The sequence below is a fragment of the Halospina denitrificans genome (genome assembly GCF_004364635.1).
Lineage (GTDB): Bacteria > Pseudomonadota > Gammaproteobacteria > Pseudomonadales > Oleiphilaceae > Halospina > Halospina denitrificans.
In genome coordinates, this window is record NZ_SOAX01000001.1 from 686,334 (window position 1) to 704,600 (window position 18,267).

Annotated in this window: 12 protein-coding genes; 7 read left to right on the forward strand and 5 right to left on the reverse strand. The window is 53.7% G+C overall.

The annotated features are described in order from the left end of the window. Positions 1–6: 6 nt before the first annotated feature. The 5 genes from DES49_RS03255 to DES49_RS03275 all read right to left on the reverse strand — a co-directional run bounded on the left by DES49_RS03255 (position 7) and on the right by DES49_RS03275 (position 7,960). Positions 7–1,443: a sigma-54-dependent transcriptional regulator gene (locus DES49_RS03255; protein ID WP_133734926.1), complete on the reverse strand. Its 1,437-nt coding sequence runs from the start codon at positions 1,441–1,443 to the stop codon at positions 7–9. Further along, on the reverse strand, positions 1,443–2,963 hold the full coding sequence (locus DES49_RS03260) for a phospholipase D-like domain-containing protein (RefSeq protein WP_133734927.1): 1,521 nt from the start codon (positions 2,961–2,963) through the stop codon (positions 1,443–1,445). Before DES49_RS03260 ends, DES49_RS03255 begins: the two co-directional genes overlap by 1 nt. Further along, on the reverse strand, positions 2,963–4,081 hold the full coding sequence (locus DES49_RS03265; RefSeq protein ID WP_133734928.1) for a hypothetical protein: 1,119 nt from the start codon (positions 4,079–4,081) through the stop codon (positions 2,963–2,965). The genes DES49_RS03260 and DES49_RS03265 overlap by 1 nt, the downstream gene beginning before the upstream one ends. Next, positions 4,081–6,669 (reverse strand): AAA domain-containing protein, encoded by a 2,589-nt coding sequence (locus DES49_RS03270; RefSeq protein WP_133734929.1) that lies wholly within the window; start codon positions 6,667–6,669, stop codon positions 4,081–4,083. Before DES49_RS03270 ends, DES49_RS03265 begins: the two co-directional genes overlap by 1 nt. A 289-nt stretch (positions 6,670–6,958) precedes the next feature. Next, complete coding sequence (locus DES49_RS03275) at positions 6,959–7,960, reverse strand: helix-turn-helix transcriptional regulator (protein WP_133734930.1); 1,002 nt, start codon at positions 7,958–7,960, stop codon at positions 6,959–6,961. A gap of 131 nt (positions 7,961–8,091) precedes the next feature. Here DES49_RS03275 and DES49_RS03280 point away from each other — a divergent pair, with 131 nt between their 5' ends. The 7 genes from DES49_RS03280 to DES49_RS03310 all read left to right on the forward strand — a co-directional run bounded on the left by DES49_RS03280 (position 8,092) and on the right by DES49_RS03310 (position 18,262). Beyond that, positions 8,092–8,481: a hypothetical protein gene (locus DES49_RS03280; protein ID WP_133734931.1), complete on the forward strand. Its 390-nt coding sequence runs from the start codon at positions 8,092–8,094 to the stop codon at positions 8,479–8,481. 19 nt (positions 8,482–8,500) lie between these two features. Next, a complete protein-coding gene (locus tag DES49_RS03285; protein ID WP_133734932.1) occupies positions 8,501–9,439 on the forward strand; it encodes a metallophosphoesterase in 939 nt (312 codons plus the stop codon). A 161-nt stretch (positions 9,440–9,600) separates the two neighbouring features. Further along, positions 9,601–10,869 (forward strand): hypothetical protein, encoded by a 1,269-nt coding sequence (locus DES49_RS03290; RefSeq protein WP_133734933.1) that lies wholly within the window; start codon positions 9,601–9,603, stop codon positions 10,867–10,869. Between the two features lie 204 nt (positions 10,870–11,073). Further along, positions 11,074–12,813: a hypothetical protein gene (locus tag DES49_RS03295; RefSeq protein WP_133734934.1), complete on the forward strand. Its 1,740-nt coding sequence runs from the start codon at positions 11,074–11,076 to the stop codon at positions 12,811–12,813. Then, on the forward strand, positions 12,810–13,931 hold the full coding sequence (locus DES49_RS03300; protein ID WP_133734935.1) for an ATP-binding protein: 1,122 nt from the start codon (positions 12,810–12,812) through the stop codon (positions 13,929–13,931). Before DES49_RS03295 ends, DES49_RS03300 begins: the two co-directional genes overlap by 4 nt. Next, positions 13,928–15,097, forward strand: coding sequence for a vWA domain-containing protein (locus DES49_RS03305; protein ID WP_133734936.1), 1,170 nt, complete (start codon positions 13,928–13,930; stop codon positions 15,095–15,097). The genes DES49_RS03300 and DES49_RS03305 overlap by 4 nt, the downstream gene beginning before the upstream one ends. 264 nt (positions 15,098–15,361) lie before the next feature. Further along, on the forward strand, positions 15,362–18,262 hold the full coding sequence (locus tag DES49_RS03310) for a DEAD/DEAH box helicase (RefSeq protein ID WP_133734937.1): 2,901 nt from the start codon (positions 15,362–15,364) through the stop codon (positions 18,260–18,262). Positions 18,263–18,267: the final 5 nt, after the last annotated feature.

Here is an 18,267-nt window from a genome sequence, read left to right on the forward strand (position 1 = left end):
AAAACCTCATCTACGTTCTGCAGAAGCATCATTCTGTAATGTTTTTCGGTCACAATCCAAAGCGTCTGAAGCAGCACTCCAGTTTCCGTAATGCTCTATTGCCCACATAGCTAACTCTTTACGAAACCAGCGAAGCCGCTCCGATCTTGTTCCATCGCCCAGGAATATTGGTTGAGATGGCAAAATATCGTCCTTTCTCGCCCATTCCTTTATTGCGTTATCAAGGTGCATTTGATCGCCAGAAGGGCACCAAGCCATTATCAATAAAGCTAAACGCTGTAGATCACGAAGGTTTCCGGACAACGAATTTCGGGTCAGCGTTTCTTGAATCTCTTCAGACCAAGGTGGGTTCGATGAGCCCTGATTCGATATTTGGAGCTCTCGCCAAACGCGCCTCCAGTCTTCGTACAAGTCCTCGCGACACTCCCGAAGAGGGGGGACGGATACAACCAGATGGCTTAGTCGGTCAAATAGATCAGGGTCCAGACGTTCTCGGAGCTCCTGCATGGAGAGATTTGAAGCACAAATGACTTCTAAATCCACACTTTCTTCCCGGTCACTTCCCATCGGTCTATAACGGTGGAGTCGGTCCTGAAATACTCGCACAAGTTTTCGTTGTATAGGTTTTGGTAAATCCTGGACTTCATCTAAAAAAAGAATACCACCATCAGCTTCCTTCAAAATGCCTGCACGTTTTTCACTGGCCCCAGTGAAAGCCCCTTTCAAATGGCCGAAGAGAAAGCTTTCAGCCAAATCGCCGTCTAACCCACCACAAGGTACAGTAGCTACCTTAAAGCGCTGTTTGAGTTTAGAAACAAATGTCTCAACCAATCGCGTCTTACCGGTGCCTCGTTCACCCAAAAGCAAAACAGGCGCTCCTGGCACCTGTGAATATCTGGCAAGTCGCTCAAGCGAATTCCGGCGGGCTAAAGAACGAGCTTCAGGTTCGTATACCGCAAGTTGGGGGGCCCCGTATTCAATTTCATGGATCTCTGACAAGTACGTAGTAATTGGGAACTCTACTTCATCAATGCGGGTTCGCTTTGTCTGCGTGCTGTACTGAGAAGACCAGAGTCGACAGCCTGGGGGGAGTGCTCCACCTGCATGCAAAATTAACCAGACACTGTGCATAGCAGGAGTGCCAGGCGAGATATTAATGTGTAGCTGATGATCTAAATCCCGAAGCCGGGGCAAGATGTCATGGCGGACTCGGGAGTATATATCGACATGGTGTGTCGGGTCCTCAAGTGGCACCTCGATGGCTTTCAGCTGAGCATCGGCCAAGGTGGAAGGAAAGGTATGCCGTGCCTTTCCCTGAACCAGATAAAAGACCTCGACAATTGTAATGTTCCGATTACGCAATGCCTTGAGTGTACGCTCAAGCACGCCAAGACCAGCACGCTCAGCGTGCCAACATAGCAGCACGCCTTTGTCTGTTGCCATCACCCTTCTGCTCCACTATCGACCACAATAGCGTCAGCCTGGACTTGCACCTTAACGGACAAGGCTTCCTGTAACTGATCACGTGTTCTAATTGCTACCACCCTGCGTCCATCTGGCTCCCTAAAAACTGGAAGCGCATACGGAGTAGACTGTCTAGACTTATTCTTCTCCTTGCGGTGCTCCGGCTTCGATTTTGGCTTTAACTGCGGTGCGGTAACCTCCCACCGATAGTAACGTTGATGCGCGGTGGGGATAGAAGGCCCGGCTGGAAACTCTGGTCTGTATTCTAAGTCTTCAGCCGACTCACACTCATGTTTTCCCAGGTTAATATTTTCTTCTTCGGAGATTTCAACCTCCTTGAATTGAGGCTGGTCCCAGACTTCGACCTTACCGATCAGGCTTCCCAGTAGAGGCGCGATCTGTAAGGATTTTGGTGCTTGCGCAACCCAACTCTCAAGATGATACTTCAGCCATTCTGAGCGCGTATCCGACAAGTGCACACCTACCTCAAAGCCTTTGTCCAACCCTTGAGTCTGAAGGTTCGCAGACGTAATAACTGCCCGATCCGAGTCAGCCCATATCGCTTTCGCATGGAGCCATTTATACCCAATGACTGTCGCTCCGGCCCTCCGAAGTGCTAGCAAAGCAGGCATTGACGCAGCCCTTTTTCTCGCAAGAATAGTGATCTTCACGCCCTCTTGAGCCCGTTCACACAAACGCTGAACGACAGGGTGGTTGAGGTCCCAACCAAAGCTGCTGACCAGCAGCTTATCCATCGCGCTATCGATTACCGACATCGCGCATTCATGAATGCTCTGTTCTTGTTCGGTGGTAGCCACGATCCCATTTGCCAGTTCAGGGTAATCGACCATGCCCAAAGGCTTTACTGGTCTGAATTGCTCCTCGGGACCGAGCTTTTCATGCTCCGCAGTTTCCCACATCGCCCAACGAAGCAAATTACTGACCTGCTCCACCTCTGCGGAGGTCAGTTCAACCGCCAATTCCGGGTTCCGCTCTAAAGCGGCTTCTGTAAGATTAGCGGTGAGTAAGATACCAGAACTGCCCGCATCAAATGGATCTATCAAAAGGACTTTTGCATGGAAGTGGGGTGCCGAGCGGAAAAGAACATGGCCACTCAGACGCGCTAGCATCTCTTTATGTTGGTCAATGACATGCTTGTCGAACGGCTCCTCACTATCATCGTTTTCCAACCGTGCTTCCGATGCGAGCATGACATAGACTCTAATGCCGCGATTTGCGGCCGCCAATAGGGCATCCTCAATTTCCCGATCTGCCAAAAGAAAGCTGGAAAGAACAATCATCTGGTCGGCGCTTTCGCTAAAGGATATAAACTTGCGAGCGAGCTGTCTCTCTGGCCCCGAGCTAAATACATCATTAATAGATTCGACGGGAGCGAATCGTGATTCAGACGCCGGTGTCCAGGTTGGAGGCAGGGTGAAGTTACGCTGATCAATTGTTTCAGAATCTTCTTTCTTCCAGCTTGCCATCGCTTTGTTCATTACAGTCCCCAATCTTCTGATGCCATTAAATACCAACACTTTGCCGTCGGTCGGTTACCTCGTTGCGTCCAAACCAATTCAGCTAATGCATCTCTTGGGGGCAAAGTGGGAGAAAATTCAGCAAATGGCTCAGCCGCCTCGTTGGTCCACTGCTGATAACGCGAATTTGTCGCATAATCGCTGATACGAGCCTCTAATCGCCATTCTGCCCATTTTTTTGCATCCTCTCCTGACAGCGGTAACAAGGGCACATCGTAAACATCCAAATCCTCAAACCGGCCTGCACCCGAGATCTCGGGGTTCTTGAACTTCAAAACCCTAGTCAAAGATTCTCGCTCGGATTTTGAGCTTTCATCGAAGGCCATTCTCAACGCCTGTTGGCTCGGATCCCACCGAGGCCAGAGTTCTACACATTCAAGTAGATTCTTCCAAACCTGGTTCGATTCAATGTCGGGAGCGTTGAGGCTCGAATCGACGGACTGATCTGCTAACTCTCCTCGCAGCCAAAGCTTTCCTTTATTGACGTTCCATTCTAGATATATGAAGGCGTGGTTCCGAACTGGCTCGGCATTTATTTGCATGCTGTCGATGCGGCGAGATTCAGTCGTTTTACATACCATGTCAAAGGCTCGACCTTCGCTTTCCGTCATCCAACGTGGCAGTTCCTCAAATGCTCGCTCGGAATTTTTGTGTTTTTCTTTACCCCACACTTCATCAAAGGCGCTGGGCTCGCTCCAAGCTTCAACGTGCAAAATCGGGTGATCAAGCATTGGCTCATCACTGGCCCATATGATCCAGGTACCTTCCTGTGGGACATAAACGCGCTCCCTGGCTATTGCCTGCTTTCCCTCCTCACTAAGCGAGTACGCCCCCGCACTTTCTTTTTTCAGTAGCCCATAACTATGAGCAACTTGCAGAAGGCGTTCAGCGACTACTTTCCTGGAATTCGATTCGAAAAACAGGTGCTCGGCAATATCTTTTGCGCCGGTTTGCTCAACCTCTTGAGCTCGAAGCAGTAAGGGAATAAGGTCGCGTCGCTCTTTGGCAGTAGCCACTTGCCCGGACACATGCCAGCACACGACATTCAAGGTCCGACGAAGAATCAGTTGGTTTTGCATTAGTGTCCTCCCCCTGGAAGTCCCCAAACTTCCGTGCCTGCGAAGGTTCCGAGCACACTCTGCTTAGCCTTTCGCATTGCTTTGCGGTTGCCTATAACGATACGTTGATAGCGAGCTCGGGTTAGCGCCACATTGAGACGGTTAGGACTTTCCAGAAAGCTGGTGGGATGGTCATTGGCCAAACTGATCAGCACCATATCCGCTTCGTGCCCCTGAAAACGGTCGACGGTACATAGCTCTATCTCCAAATACGGTTTCTGCTTGTCACCACGATGGAAATGGCGCGTTTTCCCCCTCATCCCGCTCCAACGTTGGAGGTGGTTGCGGATTTCTCTCTCTTGGCCGCGATAAAATGCAAGCACGGCAACAACCCAAGGTGCCTTATCAGGCGGCGGGTTTTGTTTTGCCCAGTGGTCAAATGCAGTTATCTCGTCAAGAACGGTTTTCGCCTCTCCGGGATTGGAGTTGGTTTTTCTCTGAAATCTGCTGTTTACTTCGAGCCAAAGAGCACGATGAGCATGCCGCGAGTATCCCCAGTTCCGACGATTAGTCATATCAACTGGCGTCTGCAACGCTTTGCCCTGGTAGATGTAGCTTCGAGAAAATTCTGCAATCTCATCATGCATCCGGTGCTGAGTGCTCAAAAGCACATGCCGGCTTGCCAAAACATCAGCTGGTAAGCCGTCGGATAAGGCTGTGCCATGCTTCTGCTGCTGATCTCGATCAAATCCATGACGGAGGGATTCAAGAATCGAAGGTAAGGCAACGCGTCTGATACGGTTGATAGCCTCGGGCACACTTTTCCATTCACTAGCCAAGTCACCTGCTGGAAGCAAATTTACAATCTCACCGCGATATTTCCCCGCGGTTTTACTCCGAACTCCCGATTCCGGATCTTCAGCAAAGCGTTGCTCATATAGGCTGGCTAGGCGCCAACTCAATTCTTCTGACCATTCTGGCAGCTCAGTTACCTTTTCTTCCCGGTTAATCCTTTTCCAGGCACTCACCTGCCTGCGCAGAGGATTCAGTGCTGCTGGACGAGCACGAACCGTTTTGGTATCCAGCGGCAAGTTGTCAAAATGCGTTTCCAGCTCGGACTCACTGTCCAGGATAATTGATGAAAAGGGTGCCTCCCCGTCACTTGCACCCGCAATGTTGACATCGTTAGCTTGGGCCTGGCTCAAGTACTTGTTCTTATCTGCCTCACTATTGCTCGCAACGACTGCAACCCGGTGCTTGTTAAGGTTTCGATGCGTTGCCAAAAACACATCAACACAGGCCTCACGGGCAACGTTGTCAGGCAGACATGTTTCTATGTTGCATGCTAAGGCGGCACCGTCCACATAGGGCGATAACTGCTTTGGGTCACCAACAATAACCCACCTTTTGGCAAGCAAGGCCGGTACAAGAAACTCCTGAAAGGTTGTTTTTGAGGCCTCGTCTACGATTAGGGTGTCGAAGTGGGCTGAGTGCTGCCTTTGATTTTTTATATCTGGATGCTGAAGGATGCCGATCGTCGTTCCGCAGACAAGGTTTGCGGAGTCAAGCACCATCCTTTCAATGTCGGAATTGCCGTGGCGCAGAGTATCCAGAAGCGCTTCCTGGGATTCTGTGCGAGGTACCGTTTCCCTCAGTTTGCTCAACAAGCGCCGCCGTTCAGTTTTAACGAAAGTATCCAGTTGCCAAGGGCGCGCCTTTTCTGAAATCCTACTACTATCGCCCACACGCACTGGTATCATCATATCTCTGTGTGGGTTCTGCTCGTCCATCAGCCGTTCCAACACGTTATCGACAGCCACGTGGGTCGAGGCACATAACAGCACTCTGTGCCCCCTGCTGACAGATTCAAGAATTAATTCACAAATGGCCGTCGTCTTCCCGGACCCCGGCGGTCCCTCCAGAAATGCAAAATCAGGTGTAGCTAAGGCTATATTGACGAATTGCCGTTGCTCATCGGTGCCCTCGCGCGTTTCGTCAGTCAGTACTCGCCAATTGCCCACGCTTTCCTGTATTAAAGGCAACCATTCCGCGTGGTCGAGTGATTCGAATAACCGAAGTATAGGGACGTGAGCATTCGAAGGGCTGTCTTGCAGTCGCCTGAGTGCTTCCAGCTGTCGACGGAGAGTGTACGTTTCCGGTTTTAGAATCAGCTGGCTGGATGATGGGCGATGTTCCAAAAGAAGTTGGTAATTCTCGACATCACGATCTATCACCTGAATACTGTTGTTTTTTCTGAAGGCATTTGGTCCAAAGGCTCTCTTTTCTTCGTCTTCGGCCACCTCTACAGCAAAAACTTCGCGGTTGTTTTCGTCCATGAATGCCCTAAAGCTCGATTCCGGCTCATTTGGACGATCCCTTGGTTCCTCTAATTGGATCCAGATACCTTGCTTTTCCTGTGAAGAGTCGGAGCTTTTCGACCCAGGTGGAAGCCCATCTTTCCATGCCAAACGGACAAGGGCTGCGTCGCTTTCCATGTACTTCTTCGTCTGGTTCAAGAAGTCATTAAATGTCTTTAGGCCGAAGAAAGCTTTTTTCATAAGCACGTCAGGACGACCGACGCCTAGATTCTGATAGTGAAGTAACGCCACGTTAAATCTTCCCTTCGATTGATCGAAAAACATCACCTAATTGGTGTCGATAATCTATAAGCAATTAAGGTGCCAAGACCGTAATATTTAAAAAAGGTTATTAATCAATAATATATAAACTTTAAGGTTAACTTTAAGTGAGTAATTTATTTCCAGTATTGGGATATTTGTACCTAAAAGAGGTGAGCTTAACCCCGTTTCAGTCTCACCCATCGCTGGGGAACCCGCCCCCGCCGATGAATGGAAACTGTGTGTTCGAAGGCTGGTCAGCAGGCGCTGACCGATCGACTCAACGCAATGCTTTCTGCCTCTCCAACGCCTCCTCCAGCGTCTGCACGGTGGCTTCCCGCAGATATTCGGGGTCTAAGATATCCAGGTGACTCGCCTGCGCGATCAACCACCAACGTAGATCCTGGGTATCCCCAACGGTCGCCATCAGCTCAAAGTGTTCCTCGGTTTCGTTTTCAATGAGCTGGTCCAGGCTCATAGGCGATTCTTTCAGGTGGTACATAAACGTCTTGTCACAGCGCAGCCGCAACTGAATGGGCTTCCGTGAATAGAGCTGGCCCATGGCCCCAGAATAAATGTATTGGTCTAGATCGAAGTCTCTAGGCCGGTCAACGTGCTCCTCCACCAGGAGACTGTCCGTTGCACGGTGAAGAGCAAGTTGTCGTATGCCTTCGCGGCCATCGATTGTCGCGATTAGATAGACGTTCGGATCGCGGAAGATCAGGCCATAAGGATGGACCCGAATTGATTCAGGCTCGGGCCACGAACGGGCTTGATAGGTGAGATCGCACTGGTAGTCCTTGAGCAAGGCTTCCGTGACCGTCTCCAGCACCTCCGCATTAACGATTGGACGCCGGGTCATCAGGCCCCGGTTGATGACCCGCACACGGTCGGGCCAGCGCCCCAGTGGATTGTCACGGCGCCCGAGTGTCTCTTGCGCTTCCTGAAAGTGCGGCTTCAGATGTTCCAGCGCACGCTGGGGCAATACCGGCGTCAGATAGGCGCGGGCCAGTTCCAGGGTCAGGGCGGCCGGCATATCCAGTGCCGGAATCATGCTGTTCGCGGCAGAGGCGTTGAAGGACCAGGTGTAGGGGCGGGAACTTTCATCCACCATCAGCGGGAAATGTGCCGAGAGCTTGTCCAGATCCCGCTGTACCGAACGGATATTGAGGTCAAAACCGTGCTCAGTAAGTGCTTCCGCAAGTTGGGGCGCTGTGATCGTGCGTGGGTATCGCGGGATCATGCGCAGCATGGTGAGGTAGCGGATCGAGGTCTCGGACATTGTGTTCGTTCCAGTTGTCGATGGTGACTATGAACAGCATTGAGTGTAGATGCTGTACCCCATGCGCGACAGCGGATGTCGTTTCCGTGAGCCAACATTAGAGGTAGTGGCGCCGGCAGAGGAGAAACCCCATGAAACAAACCTTTCGCGTGGACGGTCTTCTGTATGAGCTTCGCTTCACCCGTGCCCATGAAATCCAGTTGGGAATCACCGGCGGAGCATCACCCAGCTATCAGCCGGACTACGACCCCTTCGACTGGGATTACACCCCCTTTGTAATGGATGACATCGGCGCCACCCGTTATCCGGTAGCGGTTATGCGGCGCACACTGCGATTGCTCTGTGAGTGGGTTGGCGAAAAACGCCCATCGCATTTTCGCTTCGCGGCACGCAGTGATCGCCGCTGCAATCTCTATCGGCGCGTCGCATGGTTGTTGCTGAAACGCTTTCCGGATTATCAGCTGGTGGAACACGAACGGTGCTTCTACTTTTACAGGTTAAAGAAGGTCAGCACCGCCTAAACGCGATAGTGGAGAACCTATGTACGATCTGATCGGTGATATTCACGGCCATGCAGACGAGTTGAAAGCGCTGCTGACAAAGCTTGGATACGAGGAAAAGAATGGCGTGTGGCAGCACCCCGAACGGAAGGTGATCTTTCTGGGAGACTTCATTGACCGGGGCCCGGAGCAAGTGGAAAGCGTACGCATCCCGAGGGCAATGGTTGAGGCAGGTCACGCAATGGCGGTGATGGGTAACCACGAGTTCAACGCGATTGCCTGGGCCAAGCAGGATCCCAAGAATCCTGGCGAGTATCTCCGCCCGCACACCGACAAGAATCGCAACCAGCACCAGGTCTTCCTAGATGCGGTTGGAGAAGACTCATCCGTGCATGCGGAATTTATCGAATGGTTTGAGCAGCTTCCGTTTTACCTCGATCTGCCGGAACTGCGAGTGGTGCATGCGTGCTGGCACCCGCAATATATCGATTGCCTTCAGCCGTTTCTTGATGGCCAGCAACGTGCTCTCCCGAACGCATGGCCGTCACTAACAGCTCGCGGCACGGTGCCATTTGAGGCAGCGGAAGTGATCCTGAAAGGGCTGGAAATCCCGCTGCCCGAAGGGCACGCGTTCGAAGATAAAGATGGCAATGAACGAACGGATATCCGCGCGGAATGGTGGAATCTTCATGGCGCGACTTATCGCGATCTAGCATTCGTCCCCCCAGAAGTGATTAAACAGATTCCGCACAAGCCAATCCCTGAGCACATCCTGCCGGGCTATGACCAGATAAAGCCGGTATTCGTCGGCCATTATTGGCTGAGCGGAGAACCGGAACTGATGGCGGATCGCATTGCCTGTCTGGACTACAGTATCGGTGCCAAAGGTTTGGGAAATAACGAGGGCTGCAAACTCGTTGCTTACCGCTGGCAAGGTGAGTCGGCGCTGAATCCGGAGCATTTTGTCTGGGTGAGCTAGCCTCTCATTAAAACCCGCTAACTTCAGGTTGATCAATGCCTGAGCGAGTGAGTTCGCGGAGTATGACCCACAATTCATAATGCGGTAAGGTCGCGGCCCATAGGCCTCCGAGAGGTTCTGTAGTACGCCATCCGCTGTAGTGAAACGGAGCGATTTGTATCATGACCGAAGAAAATAATCAGGAGCCAACCACTGAAACGCAACCCCGTGAAACCGGGTTCGATACGTTGGTTGGCTCGGGACAGGTATTTCACGGCCGCCGCCTTTGGGCCGCAATCACAGCAATCCTTTTGGTGATCGCCATTTCCTGGCTCAGCGTGATCGACCGCAAAACCGAAAATTATGTGAATGATGCAATAGTTCAGGCTCTAACGACCTATGGAAGCCTTCGTGTAGCCAATGGGGTGATTTCAGTAATCAAAACAGCTGAATTCGACGTTCAGATAGCCTCTGTTGGGTTGGGAGCAATGGCGGACCCTGTTGACGATCTCGTTGAGGACGGATCCAACGTAATGCGGATGGCTATCGCCTCACTGATCATCCAAAAGTTAATGGTCGAAATCGTGTCCGCCAATTTTTTCAAAATCCTGCTCACCGTGACCGGACTGTTATTAATAGGGTCACTTTTCATAAAGGGCGGGCGGTACTCCGGTTTCTGCATGAAGGCATTTGCCCTTGCGGGACTGGCCCGTTTTCTCTTGGTACTTGTGGTTTTTCTCAATGGAATGGCAAGTCAGGCGTTCGTTGCGGAGAAAACCGAAGCCACACAGCAGAAGCTGAGTGCAACCTCGGAAAAATTAGGGCAGGTTCAGCAAAAAGCTGGGGGTGGGGTGAATAAGGAGGAGCGCACCAAGATTCAGTCCGAGATTAATGCTTTGACCGATCAGCAAGAACGTTTGTTGGAATCGGTTGGGAGCGCTGAGAGCGCTGTGAATGAGACCGCAGCTGAGCTGGAGGCGTCTCAGTCAGAACTTTCCAATCTGCAGGAAGAAAAAGGTTTGGTGGAGCAGTATTTCCCTGAGGAGTCTGAGCACCAGGCGTTAGTCAACCGAGTGGAAGAAGACGAACAGGCTCATGAACAGGCAATCGCAGAGCTTGAAGGGTATACAGAAGAACTCAGCCAGGTTAATGAGCAAATTGTTGCACTCAAAGCTACTTTGCGTGGTGAGGGCAAAGGCTGGATAGCGGCTGCTACAGAGAAGGTGAACTCCGCTAAGGAAATGCTGAATTTTTCGACAATAAAAAATGAAGCCGAAGCGATGGTAGATGCCATATTGAGGCTGATGGCACTTTTTGTCCTGAAGACCGTGATTATTCCGATCATCTTCCTTGTTCTGTTGCTTCAGGGCTTCCGTTACATCTGGGGTATTGACGCACGAACCCTAGCATCACAGCAGTGGGAAAGCGCAAAAGGAGAACTGAGCTCATAGTAATAGGTGGCGCGCGGCTTGCGCGCCATAACCTCGCCTTGTTGCCAGCCGCCTCGATCTGAAAAGCTTCCATCGCCACCAGCCCGAATGCTGCAACTTTGACGGAATCACCTTCGATCAGTACCCCATGGCAGGCGGTTTTTTGTCGCGACATTATCTGTCGCATCCTTGCTCGATACTGGATCCATCAGAGGAGGTTTTCTCATGAGTGGATCGAGTTACGAGGCGTACAGCCCGGATGCAAGCGGCGGATGCCGGCTTCAGGACTGGCATGAACGAGAACTGCGTTTGGGCCATCCCAGGCTCAAAGCGCTGGATTTGGTCCGAGCGCCGGAACTGACAACCCTTCGGATTACGCAAAAGGCTGAGCACGCCCCACTGCATCTCATGCTGCAGGCCACCCCTGCGCTCACTCGCATTGAACTGCCCGAATGCGACAGCGGCGCCGTTTTGCACCTCGCTGACGCTAAACGACCCGCCGACCTTCACATTGAGGGAGCGGTGGCCCAGGTCGATGCCGATTGGCAGACAACGCGGTTTCTCATGGAAAGGGACGGGGGCACGCGTCCCTGGCAGCGAGTTCGAGTCGTAGCGCCTACAGATGTGGAGGGACTGAGCCCGGGCGCCGGGCTGGTAATCGTGATCGGTCATGAGGGCGATGAGACCGAGAAGCTGCGTCTTGAGGAGGGCGATGACTGGCTGGTGCTTGGCGGCGATCAGCTCCAGCACATCCAGATCAACACCGCAGGACGGGTCCGTATCCAGAACGCCCCGGCGCTGACCGCGATCACCGGCAACGCGGAGCAAACGGTTTTGGACGTGTCGGACGCGCGCCGGCTTGAGTATGTCTCCGGCGTTGGTCAGCACATAACGCTCCGCCAACAGGGCCCCTCAACCCGGCGCCTGACCATTGCCGGTGCATGGGCAGAGGCCACTCTTCGCTGCCCACAGCTCGAAGAACTGCATTTCCCCCAGGCAAAGGCTTTGACGCTCTATTACTGCGAACGGCTCAAGGTTGTGGAACTGCCACTGGGTGTGCCGACCGAATGCCACGGCAGTGTACCGGACTCGCTGCTGGCCAGCTCGCGGTTGTTCATGGATGAATCCACGCTCAGCCGACACCTTGAGGCGGTTCACGCTGGTGACCACAGCCAGGTCAACGTATTGCTGCGGGTGCTGGCACACCGCCACAAGCGTGGTGAAGTTGTCAGTGCCCTGCGTGCACTGCGGAGCCTGTGCGAGGCAGGTGTGGATCCGGCTGAAGTTTGGAGTGTCCGACAGGAGTTGTTGGCGCGGCAGCTTAAACGCTCAAAACGCAAAAAGTCTTTGGGTCTGACCAAAGGCGAATACGCGCGGGCCACCAAGCGCTGGGATTGGACACTGCCCGATGACCTGGCCCAGGAAGGCCTGCAGGCGGATCTGGCCATCTGGCGAAGCTGCCGGGTGCACTGCGATGAGGCAAGGGATTATTCCAGCGTCCTCGGGAATCAGTGCCGCTCGCTTCCCTGCTTGAGTGCCCTGGTAACCAACGGCATCCGAGCCGAGGCTGAACCCATCGACCATCAAATCATGACTCGGGCCCTGCAGGGTATGGCCGAGGCCCCGTTGAGCCGGGAACTGAGTCAAAGCGCTGAAGGCCGTGCTCTGGCGCGACGGCTCGAATGGCTGGTGCAGACCGACAGGATCGATGACAGAACCCACAAAGCCATTCTGGATCTGATGACCGCCGGTTTGACGGTTTCCAAGCTGGCGGAACTCTTTGAGCGACTCCTTGCGCGCCAGCCTAAGGAAATACGAATGCGAGCGATCCGGCTGGCCTACGCCAGTGATCAGTGGATCCAGGAGACCTTCGGTATCGTCGCGAATCCCAGACGTGTACGCAGCAGATTCCTGCAAATGGCCCTGACCCCGGAACCCGCTTCACCCATTCAGGAGGCCCAATGACCACAACAGCCGCACCCGAACAAATCAAACAGATCCTCACCCATCAGGTGGCTCTTCTGGACGGGCAACCCGAGCTGGCCCACGAACTCCCACCGGTAATGCTCTGGGGGCCGCCCGGCGTGGGCAAGAGCACCCTGGTGCGTGACGTCTGCCACGAGCAGGGCATTCAATTTATCGACATTCGCCTGTCCCAGCGTGAGCCTGTGGATCTGCGCGGGCTGCCTGTGCCCAAGGACGATCATGTGGACTGGCTCATTGCCGGTGAATGGCCGCGAGACCCGGAAAGTCGCGGGATTATTCTGTTCGATGAGCTCACCGCTGCCGACCGCTCCATGCAGGTGGCCGCCTATGAAATGATCCTGGATAGGCGCTTGGGTGACCTTTACAGCCTGCCAGACAAGTGGCTGGTGGTTGGCGCCGGTAACCGCAGCGAGGACCACGCCGTGTCCCATACCATCTCCAGCGCGCTGGCCAACCGGTTCTGTCACCTGGAACTGGAACCCGAGCTTGAGACCTGGTGCCAGTGGGCCTCCCGCCAGGGCCTGCATCCGGACGTGATTGCCTTTCTGCGCTTCCGCCCGGAATGCTTCTTTTCCATGGAAGGCGAGCTGGAACGGGGCTGGCCCAGCCCCCGCAGCTGGACTCGGGTTGCCCAGAGCCTCATTAATGGTGCGAGCCGACTCCCGGAGGAGAGCCTCAGCCTCATGGTGCAGGGACTGGTAGGGCAGGGGGCCGGAACCGAATTCCTGGCCTTCCGTCGCCAGTCAAGCGACCTCCCGGATATAGAGGCCATGCTCCTGGGGCGGGCCGAGCCCCGGTTCCCGGAGCGTGCCGACCAGCGCTATGCCTTCGCCACGGCGCTGCCTCAATACCTCTGGCAGGGGCCGAAAGAGCAGCAGCCACAACGCGTGGACGGCTTCTTCCGAATCAGCGAAGCCATGACCTCGGACTTTGCCACCCTCGCCATGCTCGATGCGATGGACGGACCCAACGCCTCCAGCCGGGAACGACGCGCCGAAACCCTGCTGGGCCACCGCCGTTTTGCGCAGTGGAGCCAACAACACGGCGCCGTATTCAGCCGCCATGTAAACCTCAATACGGACGGGTATCCGGCATGAGCAGCGAAGCCACACCACTTCCACAGGGCACCCTCACTGAAGCGGACCAAGCCCTGAAGAAGCGCATGCTGAAGCAGTGCGAGGATGAGCGCCTGGTGCTGCTGACTCTCCAGCCGTTCACTGCCAAGCTGCTGATGAACCTTAACCTCCAACCTGTGGTGGACGACCGCCTGCCCACGGCTGGCACGGATGGCGAAACCCTGTTCTTTAACGCTGAGTTTATGCAGCGCCGTAGCGAGGAGGACCAACGTTTTATCCTGGCCCACGAAGTCTGGCATTGCGCCCTGGGTCATTTCCGCCGCCAGCTCGGCCGCGACCACAACCGTTGGAATCGCGCTACGGACTACGAGATCAACCAGCTTCTCAAGGAAATGCTCGGACACTGCCCGGATAACGCATTATTCGATGCCGAATTTGCCGGGGAATCCGCCGAAACGATCTACACCCGTCTGGAAGCCGATCCCCGGCGTAACCAAGGCAACACTCTGGATGAGCATGACCTTATCAAGATCCATGCCCATTCAGCCGGGCCCAAACTGGATCCAGGCTTTGCACCGAGAGCGCCTCACCACAGTGACGCTGACCGCTGGCGCCAACGCCTTATCAGCACAGCGCAGCAGAGTCGCAGTGGCTATGGTGACCTGCCGGGTGCCTTGAAGATTTATGTGAATAAAATCCGCAATCCGACTGTCGATTGGCGGACGCGTCTACTACGATTTGTTCAGAGAACAGCTCAGGGAGAATACAACTGGAGCCGACCCAACCGGCGCCACATCCATCGGGGAATTTACCTGCCGAGCCGACAGGGAGAAGCAATTAACCTTGCAGTCGGGATCGACGCCAGTGGAAGCTGCGTTGCCCAGGTGCCACAGTTTCTCAGTGAGCTCCACGCTATCCTGAAAAGCTTTGAACGCGTGACGCTGAGGGTACTGACGTTTGATACAGACATACGCCGGGATGAGGTGCTGACGGAGCAGGACTTGCATCGACTGAAACACTGGAAGGTGGAAGCCGGGGGTGGGACAAACTTTATGCCGGTTTTTGAGGCATTGGAGAAGGAGCCTCCGGGGGCGTTGGTGCTGTTCTCGGATGGTTATGGGCCTAGGCTAAACCATCGTCCAGCATTCAGTGTCCAGTGGATGAACATAGGATCAGGGAGTAGGTGAGAACTGGATGGTTGATTTTGTATTGCCAAAGGTGGAAGTCCCTGACGGGCTTCGTAAAGTGGAATTGTCTGGGGCACCCAACAGATTACCTCAGGAGGATATTGTCGCGGATTCGCTCTATTCATCCGGTCACGGAATCGAATGCTGGTACCGCGTGGCGCATGTGCGATTTCAGAGGCGTCCAGCCGCGATTCGTGACAAGGTATCATGACTTCCCAGTCCCCCTTTAATTATAGAAAGTCGCTACAGCCCCAAGGACTAGGCATGCAAGCTCTTTACGCTCCAGGCGCCCGTGTTGTCATTCGAGATTGCGAATGGATTGTCCGGAGGGCGGATCCCTCCGATGATGGCGGTTACATCCTTACCGTGGATGGGCTTTCCGAACTGGTAAATGGAAAAAGCGCCCGCTTTCTCACGCGGCTCGAGGAAGAGGCCAACGCTATCCGTGTTCTGGATCCAGCTGAAACGCGCTTCGAACAGGATTTGACCCCAGGCTTTGAGAAAAGCCGTTTGTTCATTGAAACCCAGTTGCGACAAATCACTCCGGCAGATGGACGCATTCACCTTGGCCATAAAGCCGCCATGGACCCGGTGCCCTATCAGCTGGATCCCGCTCTTCAGGCCTTGAAGCAAAACCGGCAACGCATTTTGATTGCCGATGCCGTCGGCTTGGGCAAAACCCTCGAGGCCGGCATTCTGGTGACGGAGCTCATTCGCCGTGGCCGCGGTAAACGCATTCTCGTGCTCACCCTCAAGAGTATGATGACCCAGTTCCAGAAAGAACTGTGGAATCGGTTCACCATCCCTCTTACTCGTTTGGATTCTGCCGGTCTGCAGCGGGTGCGCAACTACATTCCGGGTAATCACAATCCATTCTATTACTACGATAAGTCGATCATCTCTATCGACACTCTCAAGCAAGATAACGAATACCGCCGTCACCTAGAACAAGCTTACTGGGATATTATCGTCATCGACGAAGCACACAACGTGGCGCAACGGGGTACCAGTTCACAGCGGGCGAAACTGGCGCAGTTGCTGGCGGGCCGATCAGATACGTTGATCATGCTCTCTGCAACCCCGCACGACGGTAAGGCACGCTCCTTCGCAAGCTTGATGAATATGCTGGATCCAACCGCGATCAGCGATCCAGACGACTACGCCAAGGAAGATTTTCGCGACAAAGGTCTGGTTATTCGTCGGTTTAAAAAAGATATCCGAGACCAGGTTCAGCAGGAGTTCAAAGAACGGGTTGTGAAAGATATCCACTTAATGGCCTCCCGAGAAGAGGAAACAGCTTACGACGCTCTGTTGGATGTGCCGTTCACCTATCGGGGTGAACATAACGAGACCAGGAATGGCCAGTTGGTGCGCATCGGTCTTCAAAAATCCATTTTCAGCTCGCCGGCAGCTGCGCTGGCGTCCGTCGAGCAGCGCATCCGAAAACTGGCGAACAAAGAAGAGGCCAGCGAGGATGAGCAGCAGGAAATCGAAGCCCTGAAATCTCTTAAGTCGGCACTGAGCAACGTCACCCCAGCCAACTTCAACAAATACCGGGAACTCCTAAAACTCCTGAAGAGCTCAGACTACGGCTGGAAGAAAACCAACACCCACGACCGACTGGTTATCTTCAGCGAACGAATCGAAACGCTGAACTGGTTACAGGACAACTTGCAGTCCGACCTAAAGCTCAAAGACGAGGAAATCCGCATTTTGCATGGGGGCATGAGCGATGTGGAACAACAGGGAATCGTTGAAGACTTTGGCAAACCGGAGAGCAAGTTGCGTGTGTTAGTGTGTTCTGATGTGGCGAGTGAGGGTATTAACCTGCATTACCTCTCGCATCGGGTGGTGCACTTTGATCTGCCTTGGTCGCTGATGGTGTTCCAACAGCGTAACGGCCGGGTGGACCGCTATGGCCAGGAACAGACACCGATCATCACTTACCTGATTAACCAGAGTGATAATCCGAAAGTACGCGGCGACCAACGCATTCTTGAAATCCTTAAGGAGAAGGATGAGCAGGCGTATAGGAACATTGGCGACCCTGCCACCTTCATGAAGGTCCACGATGTCGAAGCGGAGGAATCCCTCACAGCCGAAGCAATGGCTACGGGGACCGATGCGCAGGTCTTCGATCAGCAACACCAACCCGACGAAAGCAATGAAGCCGATGATCTACTCTCGCTTTTTCTCAATCCGGAAGCGGCTCAGTCAAAGAGTGAGGTAGAGGTCGAAGAAAATACGGTTGAACGGTACAGCTTATTTGGGAGCGACTTCGAGTTTGCCCACCAGGCCTTGCAAGCACTTAATCGGGACCGTAAGCAGGTGGACTTTACCGTCAACAAGGACCGGAGAACCATCACTCTTACACCGCCGGAGGACCTGGAATACCGTTTCCGTTTTCTGCCACCGGAAATCAGCCCGAATGACGGCAATCTGGTGCTAACAGCGGACAAAGAGCGTTTTGAAGAGGAAATCCGCCGTAGCCGGCAGGATGAAAACGCGTGGCCCAAGCTTCATTACTTATGGCCCCAGCACCCTGCCATTCTATGGTTGCAGGACAAGCTGCTGGCTCAGGTGGCGCGCCACAGTGCGCCTGTTTTGGTTTTGCCAGATACCAATACCATACAACAAGCTCTAAAACCGCATGACAGCGTTTTTCTGGTCAGCGGCCTCATCCCAAACCGAAAGGCCCACCCAGTGATCTGGGAATGGTTCGCTATTACGTGCCAGAACGGTCGCGTCACCGGTCTCCAAGCTGCCGAAGAATGGCTGCAACAGATACAACTGGACAGCCAATTGCCCAATCGTGCCCAGCCAGGAAATCTCACTGGCCTAGAAGATATGCGCAAACCGGTAATAGAAGCGGCGAAAGATGCGATGGAACAGCGGCAACAGGCTTACGTCAGCGCCACAGAACAGGAGTTGCGGGAACAGCTGTCAAAGATTGAAGCCCTCAAGGAGCGTCAAATTCAACAGTTGGATTTACAGCTGGAAGGCTCCCGACAGGCTGATCACTTTAAATCGGCAAGAAGGGAAGAGCGACTTAACCGGATCGAAAAGGTCTTTGACGAGTACCAAACCTGGGTGCACGAAACCCACACCATAGAACCAGTGCCCTACATTCAAATTATCGCCGCCTTTGTTCGCGACAACGGTTAACCAGG

What these genes read in the sequence shown, in the direction of transcription:
- DES49_RS03280 (WP_133734931.1), top strand. Translation starts at nt 8,092, where the DNA reads ATGAAACAAACCTTTCGCGTGGACGGTCTTCTGTATGAGCTTCGCTTC.
- DES49_RS03265 (WP_133734928.1), bottom strand. Translation starts at nt 4,081, where the DNA reads ATGCAAAACCAACTGATTCTTCGTCGGACCTTGAATGTCGTGTGCTGG.
- DES49_RS03260 (WP_133734927.1), bottom strand. Translation starts at nt 2,963, where the DNA reads ATGAACAAAGCGATGGCAAGCTGGAAGAAAGAAGATTCTGAAACAATT.
- DES49_RS03310 (WP_133734937.1), top strand. Translation starts at nt 15,362, where the DNA reads ATGCAAGCTCTTTACGCTCCAGGCGCCCGTGTTGTCATTCGAGATTGC.
- DES49_RS03300 (WP_133734935.1), top strand. Translation starts at nt 12,810, where the DNA reads ATGACCACAACAGCCGCACCCGAACAAATCAAACAGATCCTCACCCAT.
- DES49_RS03275 (WP_133734930.1), bottom strand. Translation starts at nt 7,960, where the DNA reads ATGTCCGAGACCTCGATCCGCTACCTCACCATGCTGCGCATGATCCCG.
- DES49_RS03285 (WP_133734932.1), top strand. Translation starts at nt 8,501, where the DNA reads ATGTACGATCTGATCGGTGATATTCACGGCCATGCAGACGAGTTGAAA.
- DES49_RS03255 (WP_133734926.1), bottom strand. Translation starts at nt 1,443, where the DNA reads ATGGCAACAGACAAAGGCGTGCTGCTATGTTGGCACGCTGAGCGTGCT.
- DES49_RS03305 (WP_133734936.1), top strand. Translation starts at nt 13,928, where the DNA reads ATGAGCAGCGAAGCCACACCACTTCCACAGGGCACCCTCACTGAAGCG.
- DES49_RS03295 (WP_133734934.1), top strand. Translation starts at nt 11,074, where the DNA reads ATGAGTGGATCGAGTTACGAGGCGTACAGCCCGGATGCAAGCGGCGGA.
- DES49_RS03290 (WP_133734933.1), top strand. Translation starts at nt 9,601, where the DNA reads ATGACCGAAGAAAATAATCAGGAGCCAACCACTGAAACGCAACCCCGT.